Below are 12985 nucleotides of genomic sequence, written 5' to 3' on the forward strand. Positions count from 1 at the left end.
GAATCTTCAAAAATGGGGCGCTCAACCACGCAATCGTCACTACAGAAGCGTGAATCGCGGCCGGTTTTCGCCCCAAGCCACCAAAACTACGCAATGATGTCGAAGCAGGCAGCAGACGTTCATTTCTGAGGCAATCGGAGAGAAAGCAGCCAATGCGGACGTTTTCGGCGATTGCCGGCAGCATGGCCTTCTTCATCGTGGCACCCGGCGTGGTCGCCGGGCTGGTTCCCTGGCTGCTCAGCGATCATTATCGCTTGCCGTGGTCCACCGTGCCGGGCTTTGTTCCTGCCGGCGGCGTCCTCATCGCCGCTGCTGCCGCCGTTCTGCTGCATGCTTTCGCCCGTTTCGCGCTCGAGGGGCTGGGCACGCCGGCCCCGGTCGCGCCGACAGAGAAGCTCGTGATCGGCGGCATCTACCGCCATGTCCGCAATCCCATGTATGTCGCCGTGCTGTCGATCATCCTCGGCCAGGCGCTGCTGTTCTCGAGCTGGACGCTTGTCGCCTATGCCGTCATCGGCGCTGTTGTCATGGGCTCCTTCGTCAAATTCTACGAGGAGCCTACGCTCGCCCGCCGCTACGGCGCCGACTATGAAACCTACCGCCGCAACGTCCCCGGCTGGCTGCCGCGCCTGACGCCCTGGCGGGGCGAACAGATCACCAGTGCCGCCGATCGTCCGCTAGGGCTAGAATGACCAACTGCGCGCTTTCGCGATAATGAAGTCGCGGAACACGTGCAGCTTGGCCTGGTTCTTCATCGCGTCGGGATAGGCGAAATAGGTGTCGAAGGACGGCACCTCGGTTTCCGGCAAAAGCTGCACCAGGCCGGAGTCCTTGTTGATGACATAGTCGGGCAGCATGGCGATGCCGGCGCCACCCTGCACGGCGCGCTTGATCGACAAGATGTCGTTGATCTGCAGCGACGGCACGCGCTGGCCGCCCTCGAAATCGCCGACCGTCTCCAGCCAGTTCAACTCCGACAGATGCGACGGCACCGGCAGGCCGAAGGTGACGATGCGATGATTTCTCAGCTCCGAGACCGAGGCCGGCTTGCCATGCTTGGCGACATAGGAAGGGGCCGCATAGAGATGGAAATGCACGGTGAACAGGCGGCGCTGGATCAGGTCCGGCTGCTGTGGCTGGCGCAGCCGGATGGCGCAATCGGCCTGACGCATGGTGAGGTCGAGTTCCTCATTGGCGAGGATCAGCTGCAGGCTGATTTCCGGATAAAGCTCGATGAACTCCTGCACCCGTTCGGTCAGCCAGCCGGCGCCGAGGCCAACGGTCGTCGTCACGCGAAGCACGCCGGAGGGCCGGTCCTTGGTCTCGGTCAGGCGCGATTTGATGGTCTCGAGCTTCATCAGCACGTCATGCGCCGTGCGGAACAGCATCTCGCCCTGTTCGGTCAGCACCAGGCCGCGCGCATGGCGGTTGAACAGCGGCACGCCGACATCGTGCTCGAGCGCACTGACCTGCCGCGAGATCGCCGATTGCGACAGGTGCAATGTCTCGGCCGCGTGCGTAAACGACCCCGCTTCCGCCGCAGCGTGAAACACGCGTAGCTTGTCCCAGTCCAACGCCATGATTCCCCTCGTTCTGTTGGCGTCTGAATGAAAAATCAGGCTTTTACACGGCGTTTCTAAGCCGTTTTTTTAACAGTTCAGAGCGGCCGCTATTCGGCTGCTTCGCGATGCACCTCGATGCCGGCCAGATACTTTTCCGCTTCGAGTGCCGCCATGCAGCCGAGCCCCGCCGCCGTCACCGCCTGGCGGTAGACATCGTCGGTCACGTCGCCGGCCGCGAACACGCCAGGCACGTCGGTGCGGGTCGAATTCGGCGCCGTCCACAAGTAACCGTTCGGCTTCTGCTTCAGCTTGCCCACGAACAGCTCGACCGCCGGCGCATGGCCGATCGCCACGAACACGCCGTCGACCTTGAGGTGGCTTTCGGCACCGGTCACCGCATGCTTGAGCTTCAGCCCTTCAACCGACGGCGGCAGCGGCGCCTTGCCGGGGCGGCCCGTGATCTCGTCGACCACGGTGTCCCAGATGACGCGGACATTGTCCTTCTGCAGCAGCCGCTCACGCAGGATGCGCTCGGCGCGGAAGTCGCTGCGCCGATGGATGACCGTGACGCTCTTGGCGAGGTTCGACAGATAGAGCGCCTCCTCCACCGCCGAATTGCCGCCGCCCACCACCGCGACATCCTTGCCGCGATAGAAGAAGCCGTCACAGGTGGCGCAGGCCGAGACACCGAAGCCCATGAAATCCTGCTCGGTCGGAATGCCCAGCCACTTGGCCTGCGCGCCGGTGGCGATGATCAGCGCGTCGGCGGTGTAGGTTGTGCCGGAATCGCCCTTGGCGCGGAACGGCCGCACGTTGAGGTCGACCTCGGTGATGATGTCGTTAATGATGTCGGTGCCGACATGCTCGGCCTGCTTCAGCATCTGTTCCATCAGCCACGGTCCCTGGATGGGATCGGCGAAGCCGGGATAGTTTTCGACATCGGTGGTGATCATCAGCTGGCCGCCCTGCTGCAGGCCGGCAACCAGCATCGGCTTCAGCATGGCGCGAGCGGCGTAGACCGCCGCAGTATAGCCGGCGGGGCCGGAACCGATGATGAGAACGGGCGCGTGCTTGGTGGTCATCTAAAACCTCTGCGGGGCAGACAGTGCCGTGGGAAAAGACTTGGAATTCGCGCTTAATGTAAGGGTTGCCAACCACGCCAGCAAGACGAACGGGCCGTCGTCCCCGGAAAGCTTCGGCCCAAGCGGTTATTCGCGTCATTGCCGCTTTCGTTACCGTTCAAAAATCGCGTTGATGAGGGCTGGCGCCAACACAAAAGTCGTTTAATTACAAAATCGCGAAAGATTCTTGCGCCGAGCTGAGACCGCCATGCCCCTGAAAGCCGACCTCGACGCCATCGACTGGAAGATCCTGCGCGAGTTGCAGGCGGATGGGCGCATGACCAATGTCGAGCTGTCGAACCGCGTCGGCATTTCGGCCCCACCCTGTCTGCGCAGGGTAAAGCGGCTGGAGGAGGCCGGCATCATCCGCGGCTACCGCGCGCTGCTCAATGCCCCGGCGCTTGGCCTCGATGTCGTCGCCTTCTGCCTGGTCGGCCTGCATCACCAGGCCGATGCCGAACTGCGCACCTTCGCCGAGCGCACGCGCGGCTGGCCGATCGTGCGCGATGCCTGGATGGTCTCGGGCGAATCCGATTTCCTGCTGCACTGCGTGGCAAGCGACCTCGGCGCCTTCCAGACCTTCGTCATCGAGGAGCTGACCTCGACCCCTAATGTCGACACGGTGCGGACCGCGCTCACCATCCGCAGGGTCAAGGATGAAGGCCCTGGTTTCCTTCGAGCGTCCCTGAGGTCTGACGAACGCCTGCGCGCCGGTGAATTCCTGGCCTTCGCCACATCGACACCGCGTTGGTATTCGACAGACGCTGATGTACAAGGCTGGACGGCTCTGCCGGACTTCGTCGCTTGACTGACCGCTTGATTGGTTTCTCAAACGATTCCAGGAAAAGTGTGTAACGGTTTTCCGCGCGGATTTGCTTGGGTACAGATGGCGAAAGCAGCGTTGCTCTGGGGGCGGCCCGCCATGGGAAGGGGACCATGACTCGATTTGCAAGCCCGGTCTCGGCGCTTATCATCTGTGTGAACGAGGCCGATATGATCGGCCCGTGCCTGGAAAGCATCGACTTCTGCGCCGAGATCATCATCGTCGATTCCGGTTCGACGGATGGCACGATTGAATGCGTGAAAAGCTATATCGCCAAGGGCTACCCGATAAGGCTCTTGCACAATGACTGGCCGGGTTTTCCCCGTCAGCGGCAATTCTCGCTCGACCACGCGACCCAGCCCTGGTGCCTTTCGATCGACCCGGACGAGCGCGTCGACGACCAGTTGCGGCAGTCGATCGTGGCCATCACTCAGGCCGCCGACGACAAGATCCGCGGCTGGTACATCCGCCGCCGCGATTGGCTGAAGGGCTACGGCTATGCGCACCGCTGGGTGCTGCACAACAGGCTGATGCGGCTTTTCCGCCGGGAAGGCGCCACCATCGATCTCACCGCGCGGGTGCACGAAGCCTTCCAGGTGCCCGGCGAGACCGGCACGATCGAAGAGGGTGTCCTGCTGCATCGCCGTGAAATATCGGTCGAGGAGGATCTTGCCCGGGCCAACGCCTATTCCAGCCTCAAGGCCGTCACGCTGGTCGAGAAGGGCAAGAAGCCCGGCCTGGTGCGGCTGGTGCTGTCGCCGTTCGGCAACTTCCTGAAATTCTACCTGGCCAAGCGCTATTTCCTGTGCGGCCGGCATGGCTTCGTCTACTCGATGTCGGTGATGATCTATTCCTTCGCCACGGAGGCAAAGCTCTACGAAGCCTCGGAACGCAACGATCCCGTGTGAGCAGTCAGGCCTGGATCAGGACCTGTTGTCCCGGCCTTGCGTTTCAATGGCTGCGAGCAGGTCACCGAGGTCGCTGCTGTCCCGCAAGGGCCTGATGGCGAAGCCGGGCTGGACCGCCGCCTCGCCGTCGACCAGCCAGCCCCGTGCCAGACCGGCGCGCTCTCCCGCCTGCATGTCGGCTGGCTTGTCGCCGACGATCAGCGAGCGCTGGAGATCGAGAGCAAGGCGTTTGCCCGCCTCGACCAGCATGCCCGGATTGGGCTTGCGCATCGGATGATCGGGAATGGCAAGTGGTCCGACACCGGCCTCGTGGTAGGCGCAGGCAAGCACCATGTCGACGAACATGCCCTGATCGCGCAACAGGTCGAGCACGCGGCCATTCACCGCCGCAAAGACGCTCCAGCCGAAATAGCCGCGCGCAATGCCGGATTGGTTGGTGACCATGACAACCGGGATTCCCGCCCGGTTGGCGGCCGCGATCGCCGGCAGCATCTGCGGCCTGAGCTCGATCTCGGCCGGGTCGCTGGGATAGTCGGTATCGACGTTGATGGTGCCGTCGCGGTCGAGGAACAGCGCCGGCAGATGCGGCGGGAAAACCCGGTCTCCAATCCGCTCGATCCACACGCCCGGCTCGGTCAGCGGATGTGGCGTGGCCGTCCTGTCAGCCATTGCTGAGACGCGCTTCGACCACTTCGCAGAGATGATGGTAGAGGCACAGATGCCCTTGCTGGATGACCGGCGTCGAGGTCGAGGGCACGTTGAGCAGGATGTCGCACAGCGGCTTGAGCTTGCCGCCGGTGTCGCCGGTCAGGCCGATCACCGTCATGTCCATCATCCGCGCCTGTTCGGCGGCGGCCAGGATGCTCGGCGAATTGCCGCTGGTCGAGATCGCCAGAAGCACGCCTCCGGCCGCGCCATGCGCCTCGACCTGGCGCGAGAACACCGTGTCGAAGCCGTAATCATTGCCCCAGGCCGTCAGCACCGCTGCATTGGCCGGCAGCGCGATGACATTGTAGGCCTTGCGCTCCTTGAGGAAGCGGCCGACCAGTTCGCCGGCGATGTGGATGGCGTCGCTCGCCGAACCGCCATTGCCGGCGATCAACAAGGCCTTGCCCGACGAGAGCGCCGTCACCACGGCGTTCGCCGCCCGCTCCATCTCGCCGGTCAGGTCACGCTCGACCATCGCCGTGATCGCGGCCGCCGAGCGGGCCAGATAGTCGTTCAGTTCAGACATCAAAACCTCAGCTTGTAGAGCCGGCGCGCAATTTGCCGATGGTGCCGGTGGTGCTCTTGCCGGCGACGAGATCGACCAGCACGACGCGCCCGCCGGCCTTTTGCACCACATCGGCGCCGACCACGGTGTCGATCGTATAATCCGCGCCCTTGACCAGGATGTCGGGCAGCAGCGCCTCGATCAGCGCCAGCGGCGTGTCCTCCTCGAAGACAACGACGGCATCGACCGAGGCAAGGGCGGCAAGCACGCAGGCGCGGTCATGCTGGTCGTTGACCGGGCGGCCCTGCCCTTTCAGCCGCCGCACCGAAGCATCGCTGTTGAGGCCGAGCACCAGCCGGTCGCACTGGCTGCGCGCCGCGTGCAGCAGGCTGACATGGCCGGCATGCAGAATATCGAAGCAGCCATTGGTGAAGCCGACGCTCAGGCCCTCTTCCTTCCAGGCCGCCACCATGCGCGCGGCCGACGAGGCATCGAGGATGGCATCCTTGTGGGCGGTCGGTCCGTGCGAGCGAAACAGCGCGCCCGTAAGCTCCTCGACCGTCAGCCGCGCGGTGCCGCGCTTTCCCACCACGACGCCGCCGGCTGCATTGGCGATCGAGGCCGCCGCGACCGGATCAGCCCCCGATGCAAGCGCCAGCGCGAACGTCGCGATCACCGTATCGCCGGCGCCCGAGACATCGAACACTTCGCGCGCCTGGGTAGCGATATGGCGCGCCTCGTCCGGGCCCACCACGCTCATGCCCTTTTCGCTGCGCGTGGCGACGACGAAGTCGAAACCATGCGCCGAAATCAGTTCGCGCGCCGCAGCCACGATCTCGTCATCGGCGAACACCGCATGGCCGACGGCCTCGCCAAGCTCCTTGCGGTTGGGGGTGATGGCGGTCGCGCCGGCATAGCGCGCATAGTCGCGGCCCTTGGGATCGACCAGCACCGGCTTGCCGGCCTGGCGGCAGATGGCGATGAGTTCGGCGGCGACGCCGTCGAGCAGGATGCCCTTGCCGTAATCGGACAGGATGACGATGTCGGCCCCCGTCAGTGCCGCGCGGAAATGCCGGATCAGCCCTGTCCGCTCTGTCTCGTGCAGCGGCTTGATCTCTTCCTCGTCGAAGCGCAGCACCTGCTGGTTGAGCGCGCTGAAGCGGCTCTTCGACGAGGTCATGCGGCCGCGCTGCTGCGAAAGTCCCGCTGTCTCGGCGCCAAGCTCGCCGAGCATGCGCACCAGGCTGTCGCCGGCGGTGTCCGTGCCGATCACCGAAACCGGGATGGCCCGCGCGCCAAGCGAGACGATGTTGGCCACGACATTGCCGGCGCCGCCCATGGCCGAGGTCTCGCCGCGCCCATGCAGCACGGGAATCGGCGCCTCCGGCGAAATCCGCTCGATGACGCCGTTGACGAAGCGGTCGAGGATAAGGTCGCCGACCACCAGCACGGTGACGCCGCCAAAGCGGGCAATGGCTCGATGCAAGGGTTCGGGAGAAGGCGGATTGTGCTTGATCATATCACTGGCAACGCGCGGGGAAAAACAGTCGCTGAAACATATAGGGTGTCGGCTGGCGGTCGTTCATGCCTGCCGATATACCGCAATTCGAACCGGCGCAACGGCGGCGCCGCGTCAGGTCTTCTGCAGGGCAACGTGGACGCCGAGCCCGACCAGCACGGCCCCACCAGCCCGCTGCATCAGCCGCTGCGCCCGGCTCGATCGCCGCAGCCGGCCGATGACGAGGCCGGCCAGGAACACGCAGACGATGTCGGCCGAGGAGAACATCAGGTTGACGATGGTGCCCAGAACCACGAATTGCAGCCACACCGGCAAGGCCGCCGAGGCATCGATGAACTGCGGCAGGAACGCCATGAAGAAGATCGCGGTTTTCGGATTGAGCACCTCGACGGTGATGCTCTCGAAAAAGGCGCGGCGGGCCGATTTGCGCTCGATGGCGGGCAGCGCCACGTCGCCCTCAACACGCTTGCGAAACAGCGAGACACCGAGCCAGATCAGATAAAGCGCGCCGACCAGCTTGACCGCCATGTAGAGCGGCGGCACGGCATGGAACAGCACCGACAGGCCCGCGGCGGCGGCAAAGACATGGACATAACCGCCGAGATGGATGCCAAGTGCCGACGTCAGGCCCGACCAGCGCCCGCGCGCCATCGTCTGCGCCGCCGCATAAAGCATGGCCGGACCGGGGATGTAGGCGAAGATCGCCGTGGTGGCGAAGAACGCGATGAGCAGTTCGGTCGACGGCATTTTTGTCCCTCATGATCGGTGCTGACTGAGCGGAAGCTTTGCGGCGCCACTGTGACGCCTGCACCTGCTTTGTCGACAGCCCGGCTGGCCTCCCTTATAAGGACCGGAATCGCAAGCAACCAGAGGCCTTCATGATCATCGTCACGGGCGGCGCCGGCATGATCGGCTCCAACATCGTCGCCGCGCTCAATGCCGAAGGCCATGACGACATCCTCGTCGTCGACGATCTCACCGACGGCCACAAGATCGCCAATCTCGCCGATTTGAAAATAGCCGACTATCTCGACAAGGATGACTTCCTGCCGCGCATCGAGGCCGGGTCGCTCGGCCGCGTCGAGGCCGTGTTCCACCAAGGTGCTTGCTCGACCACCACCGAGTGGAACGGCAAGTTCATGATGGAGGTGAATTTTGCTTATTCGAAGCGGCTGCTGCATGCCTGCCAGGCGTTGCGCGTGCCTTTCCTCTACGCCTCCTCGGCTTCCGTCTATGGCGGCGGTTCCGAGTTTCGCGAGGATCCGGCGCTGGAGCGGCCGCTCAATGTCTATGCCTATTCGAAGAAACTGTTCGACGACTATGTCAGGCGCACCGTCTTCGACACCGATCATTCGCAGGTCGCCGGCCTGCGCTATTTCAACGTCTATGGCCCGCGCGAGGCGCATAAGGGCGTCATGGCCTCGGTCGCTTTCCATCTGTTCAACCAGGTCGAGCGCGGCGAGAATCCGAAACTGTTCGGCGCCTATGACGGTTTCGGCCCCGGCGAACAGAGCCGCGACTTCATCCATGTCGGCGATGTCGCCGACGTCAATCTGTGGCTGTGGAAGCGAGGCGCGAACGGCATCTTCAACTGCGGCACCGGCCACGCCCAGCCGTTCCGCGCTATCGCCGAAACCGTCATCGACACGTTGGGCAAGGGCGAGATCGAGTTCATCCCCTTCCCCGACCACCTCAAGGGCAGCTACCAGAGCTTCACGCAAGCTGATATGTCCCGTTTGCGCGCGGCCGGTTACAACGGCCAGTTCCGGACAGTGGAAACCGGTGTCAGAGACTATGTCGAATGGCTGAAAGCCCAACGATCCTCGTGATCGGCCCACGCTGGGTGGGCGACATGGTGATGGCGCAGTGCCTGTTTTCGGCGCTGAAAGAGCTCCATCCCAACGCCGCGATCGACGTGCTGGCGCCGGCCTGGGCGGCACCGCTGGTCAAGCGCATGCCCGAGATCCGCCAGCAGATCGATTTCCCGCTGAAGCCCGGCGCGCTCGAATTCACCCATCGCCGCCGCTTCGGCCGCCTGCTGCGCGGCCGCTACGACATGGCTTATATCCTGCCCGGCAGCTGGAAATCGGCGCTGATCCCCTTCTTTGCCCGCATTCCGCGCCGTGTCGGCCATCTGCGCGAGATGCGCTATGGCCTTTTGACCGACATCGTGCCGCTGCCGGACGCCGTGAAACGGCGCACCGCGCAGGCCTATTTCAGCCTCGCCAAGGGCGGCAGTTTCCGCGCGCCCCATCTGACCGTGGATGCCGGCAACCAGGCCGCCCTGCTCGATCGTTTCGGGCTGGCGCCGCAGAAATTCGCGGCCCTGATGCCTGGCGCCGAATTCGGCCCGGCCAAGCGCTGGCCGAGCGTAAGCTATGCCGGCCTTGCCCGCGAATTCATGGATAAGGGATTGAAGATCGCCCTGTTCGGTTCGAAGAACGACCGCGACGTCACCGCGGAGATCGCGGCCCTTGCTCCCGGCGTCGTCGACCTCGCCGGCCAGACGCGTCTGGAGGATGCCATCGACCTGATCGCAGCGGCAAGGCTGGCGGTCTCCAACGACAGCGGGCTGATGCATGTCGCGGCGGGCGTCGGCACGCCGATAGTCGCCGTCTACGGCTCGACCTCGCCCGAAAACACGCCGCCGCTGGCGGAACGGCGCGAGTTGGTCTGGCTGCACCTCTCCTGCTCGCCCTGCCACCAGAAGGTCTGCCCGCTCGGCCATCTCAACTGCCTGAAGACATTGGAAGTCGGGCAGGTCGCGGCGGCGGCGGAGCGGCTGCTGGAAATCCCGGCCGCGGCATGAAGGTCCTGATCGTCAAGACATCGTCCATGGGCGATGTCATCCACACCTTTCCGGCCGTCGAGGATGCCAGCCTGCACCGGCCCGACGTATCCTTCGACTGGTGCGTCGAGGAGGCGTTTACCGGCATCGTCGCCCTGCACCCGGCGATCGGCAGGATCCACACGGTGGCCATCCGGCGCTGGCGCAAGGCGCTGTTGAAGAGCAGCACCTGGCGCGAGGCTGCCGCGCTGCGCCGAACCTTGCGCGAATGCCGCTATGATCTGGTCATCGACGCACAGGGCCTGTTGAAATCGGCCCTGGTGGCGCGCCAGGCGCGCGCACCGATCGCCGGCTTCGACCGGTCGAGCGCGCGCGAACCCTCGGCCACGCTGTTCTACGACGTCACCTACGGCGTGCCGCGCGACCTGCACGCCATCGAACGGACGCGGCGGCTGTTCGGGCTGGCGCTTAGCTACCAGCCCGATCTGTCGACGCTCGCTTCAGGCATCGTGCCGCCACCCGGTGCTCTCGCCGCCATCACCGGAAAGACCGCCTTCCTGCTGCACGGCACCAGCCGCGAGGACAAGAAATGGCCTGTAGAAGACTGGATCGGAACCGCCCGCCTGCTGATCAAGCGCGGCATGACACCGGTCACCACCTGGTCGAACGAACGTGAGAAGTCTGTTGCCGAAGCCATCGCCAGGGCCGTGCCGTCGACGGTCGTGGTGCCGAAATCGCCGCTGGCCGACATCGCCGCCATCCTTGGCCGCTCGACGCTGGTCATCGGCGCCGACACCGGCCTGACCCACCTGGCCAGCGCCTTCGGCCTGCCGACGGTCGCGGTGTTTTTGGCGACGGAGCCGGGTTTGACAGGCCCGCGCGGGCAGTTTGCCATGACACTGCTGGCCGCGCCTGGTGAGCGTCTGACGCCGGCTGAGGTAGTGGCGGAGGCGGACAGGCTGCTTAATCTTAAATTACAAGCGCCAGCCTAGGACCTTTTCAGAATTCGCTCTGGTGAGTCGAATAGCGGGGTTTTCGAGAACCGGAGCGGGAGCGTACTTTAAAGTACGTGAGCACCGGAAGCTCAGAAAACCGCGCTAGTCGGCCGCCAGAGTAGAATTATCAAAAGGTCCTAAATAAACTGCACCTGGACGATCTCATACCCCCTGGCACCGCCGGGCGCATTGACCTCAATGGCGTCGCCGACTTCCTTGCCGATCAATGCGCGCGCGATCGGCGAGGAGATCGAGATGCGGCCGGACTTCACGTCGGCTTCCTGGTCGCCGACGATCTGGTAGGTCTTCTTTTCCTCGGTGTCCTCGTCGACCAGCACGACGGTGGCGCCGAACTTGACCTTGTCGCCGCTGAGCTTGGTGACGTCGATCACCTCGGCGCGCGCGATCAGGTCCTCAAGGTTCGTTGACACGGCCCTCATTGAGGCTCTGCGCCTCCTTGGCGGCGTGGTATTCGGCATTTTCGGACAGGTCGCCATGCGAGCGCGCCTCGGAGATCGCCTCGATGATGCGCGGCCGCTCTTCCTGCTGGCGCCAGCGCAGTTCTTCCTTCAATGACGCGAACCCCTCGCCTGTCATCGGGACCTTGTTCATGATGCCTGACCTTTCCTGCCGCCGCCCCCGCGTTTCGGGGGAGGCCTTGTCGTTGGGTACAAAAAGAAAACGGTCCGGCAGCCTCGGGCTAACGGAACCGTTTCACCGCAATTTGCCCTAATATAGCAATCTTCGCGGGTTTTTCACGCCCAAAAATCGGTTTTGCAAAAATCATCCCCGCTTTCACCTGAAGAAGCGGCGAACGAGGCGGGAGGCAACAAAAACGGCCGCGATCGCTCGCGGCCGCTTCGGTAACTCTTTGGGGGCTGATCAGCTCCGCATGAAATGCTCGATCTGCTCGGACAGCATGCCGTATTCGCGCGAGCCCTTGCCCGTGCGCTTCTCGATTTCCATCAGTTGCTGCTGGGCGCCGGCCAGGTCGCCGATCTGCAGATGCGCCTCGCCGAGATATTCGCGCACCAGCGTGTAGTTCGGGTCGATGCGCAGCGCTTCCTCGTAGTAGCCGAGGCCGACGGTGACACGTCCGGAATGGCGGTGCGAATAGCCGAGATAGTTGAGAATGCGCGGATCCTGCTTGTTGGCGGCAAGGGTGAGCACCGAGATCGCCTCGTCATAGCGCCCGGCCATCGCCAGCGCATGGCCGGCATCATAGATGCTGTCGTCATCCAGCATGCCTTCCTGGGGTGCGACGCACTTTTTCTTCTTCTTGTCCCAGACCTCTCCCTTCTTGCACTGGGTGACAGTCTGGTCGCTGCCACCACCGCTACTGCCCGCCGCGAATACCGGGACAGCGAAGAACTGCAGCGCGACAAGGGCAGTCGCGGCCTGGATCAGCATTCTTTTGTGCATCGAAGCCTCCTTGAGGGGTGAGAATGCAACACTAACGCTAAGCGTCCCGCGTTTCATCCCGGAAAAATTCACGTGGAGAACATCAGGTGACGGATGCCTGAAATCCGCTATCATCCGGGCAAACGACTGACGGAGACGGCCCGTGCAGCGGCGGCTTGAAAAGGACTGGGAACTCTCGATCGGCCCCGACACCGTGCGCCTGTTCATCCTCAAGGCCAAGGCGCTGAGTGCCGCCGTCAACGAGGACTATGCCGACGGCGCCGAACACGAGATCGAGTTCGACGGCGATACGCACGACAATCATCACCATGACGGCCTTGCCGAGGAAAGCTCGGAAAACCTGACCGAAGAGGAACTGCGCGAGCTGATCAACGACCTCAATGTCGATGAAGCCGCCGAACTGGTCGCGCTCGCCTGGGTCGGCCGCGGCGACTACGACGCCTCGGAATGGGTCGATGCCGTGACGGCGGCGCGCGAACGCGCCAACAAGCGCACGGCCAAGTACCTGCTTGGCATGCCGCTGCTCGCCGACTGGCTGGAGGAAGGCCTCGAAGCGATCGGCGCGTAACGCCGCGGTAACCGATTGTGATCGACGGAAAGCGTCCGTCCAGGCAACTTCAGCATGCCGGCGCCG

At 64.0% G+C, this 12985-nt stretch carries 13 protein-coding genes and 2 pseudogenes; 7 read left to right on the forward strand and 8 right to left on the reverse strand.

Features of this window, described 5'->3' with window-relative positions; genetic code table 11:
* Nucleotides 1-152: 152 nt before the first annotated feature.
* Nucleotides 153-692, forward strand: a complete 540-nt coding sequence (locus ACVILI_RS28520; protein WP_019860542.1) for a methyltransferase family protein — start codon at nt 153-155, stop codon at nt 690-692.
* On the opposite strand, the gene ACVILI_RS28525 is transcribed toward ACVILI_RS28520, so the two are convergent.
* Both ACVILI_RS28525 and trxB read right to left on the reverse strand, forming a co-directional pair.
* Entirely contained in the window at nt 684-1580 is an 897-nt protein-coding gene (locus ACVILI_RS28525) for a LysR family transcriptional regulator (RefSeq protein WP_010911008.1), read from the reverse strand. The two genes, ACVILI_RS28520 and ACVILI_RS28525, sit on opposite strands and share 9 nt — an antisense overlap.
* An 89-nt stretch (nt 1581-1669) precedes the next feature.
* Entirely contained in the window at nt 1670-2644 is a 975-nt protein-coding gene (gene trxB, locus ACVILI_RS28530) for a thioredoxin-disulfide reductase (RefSeq protein WP_019860543.1), read from the reverse strand.
* Between the two features lie 247 nt (nt 2645-2891).
* On the opposite strand from trxB, the pseudogene ACVILI_RS28535 reads away from it, so the two are divergent.
* Both ACVILI_RS28535 and ACVILI_RS28540 read left to right on the forward strand, forming a co-directional pair.
* Nucleotides 2892-3372 (forward strand): annotated as a pseudogene (locus tag ACVILI_RS28535) (Lrp/AsnC family transcriptional regulator).
* Nucleotides 3373-3619: 247 nt separating this feature from the next.
* The gene (locus ACVILI_RS28540) at nt 3620-4414 is read left to right on the forward strand and encodes a glycosyltransferase family 2 protein (RefSeq protein ID WP_019860545.1); all 795 of its coding nucleotides are present in this window, start codon (nt 3620-3622) and stop codon (nt 4412-4414) included.
* Between the two features lie 15 nt (nt 4415-4429).
* Here the strand turns inward: ACVILI_RS28540 and gmhB are convergent, their stop codons facing one another.
* The 4 genes from gmhB to ACVILI_RS28560 form a co-directional block, all read right to left on the reverse strand.
* Nucleotides 4430-5083 (reverse strand): D-glycero-beta-D-manno-heptose 1,7-bisphosphate 7-phosphatase, encoded by a 654-nt coding sequence (gene gmhB, locus ACVILI_RS28545; protein WP_038648970.1) that lies wholly within the window; start codon nt 5081-5083, stop codon nt 4430-4432.
* Nucleotides 5076-5648 carry a D-sedoheptulose-7-phosphate isomerase gene (locus ACVILI_RS28550; protein WP_019860547.1) on the reverse strand — a complete coding sequence of 191 codons (573 nt, stop codon included), beginning with the start codon at nt 5646-5648 and terminating at the stop codon, nt 5076-5078. The genes gmhB and ACVILI_RS28550 overlap by 8 nt, the downstream gene beginning before the upstream one ends.
* A gap of 7 nt (nt 5649-5655) precedes the next feature.
* On the reverse strand, nt 5656-7146 hold the full coding sequence (rfaE1, locus tag ACVILI_RS28555) for a D-glycero-beta-D-manno-heptose-7-phosphate kinase (RefSeq protein WP_019860548.1): 1491 nt from the start codon (nt 7144-7146) through the stop codon (nt 5656-5658).
* A 114-nt stretch (nt 7147-7260) separates the two neighbouring features.
* Nucleotides 7261-7893: a LysE family translocator gene (locus tag ACVILI_RS28560; protein WP_038648973.1), complete on the reverse strand. Its 633-nt coding sequence runs from the start codon at nt 7891-7893 to the stop codon at nt 7261-7263.
* Between the two features lie 131 nt (nt 7894-8024).
* Between ACVILI_RS28560 and rfaD the strand changes: the two genes are divergently transcribed.
* The 3 genes from rfaD to waaC are packed head-to-tail and all read left to right on the forward strand — an operon-like array spanning nt 8025 to nt 10926.
* Complete coding sequence (rfaD, locus tag ACVILI_RS28565; RefSeq protein ID WP_038648977.1) at nt 8025-8975, forward strand: ADP-glyceromanno-heptose 6-epimerase; 951 nt, start codon at nt 8025-8027, stop codon at nt 8973-8975.
* Nucleotides 8948-9955, forward strand: coding sequence for a lipopolysaccharide heptosyltransferase II (gene waaF, locus ACVILI_RS28570; RefSeq protein WP_038653233.1), 1008 nt, complete (start codon nt 8948-8950; stop codon nt 9953-9955). The genes rfaD and waaF overlap by 28 nt, the downstream gene beginning before the upstream one ends.
* On the forward strand, nt 9952-10926 hold the full coding sequence (gene waaC, locus ACVILI_RS28575; RefSeq protein ID WP_038648980.1) for a lipopolysaccharide heptosyltransferase I: 975 nt from the start codon (nt 9952-9954) through the stop codon (nt 10924-10926). The genes waaF and waaC overlap by 4 nt, the downstream gene beginning before the upstream one ends.
* 140 nt (nt 10927-11066) lie before the next feature.
* On the opposite strand, the pseudogene greA reads toward waaC, so the two are convergent.
* Both greA and ACVILI_RS28585 read right to left on the reverse strand, forming a co-directional pair.
* Nucleotides 11067-11541, reverse strand: a pseudogene (gene greA, locus ACVILI_RS28580) (transcription elongation factor GreA).
* 270 nt (nt 11542-11811) lie between these two features.
* Nucleotides 11812-12351 (reverse strand): tetratricopeptide repeat protein, encoded by a 540-nt coding sequence (locus ACVILI_RS28585; RefSeq protein ID WP_038648984.1) that lies wholly within the window; start codon nt 12349-12351, stop codon nt 11812-11814.
* A gap of 142 nt (nt 12352-12493) precedes the next feature.
* On the opposite strand from ACVILI_RS28585, the gene ACVILI_RS28590 reads away from it, so the two are divergent.
* Nucleotides 12494-12919 (forward strand): DUF3775 domain-containing protein, encoded by a 426-nt coding sequence (locus tag ACVILI_RS28590; RefSeq protein WP_019860553.1) that lies wholly within the window; start codon nt 12494-12496, stop codon nt 12917-12919.
* The last annotated feature ends 66 nt before the right edge of the window (nt 12920-12985 follow it).

This window comes from Mesorhizobium sp. USDA 4775 (assembly GCF_054062655.1).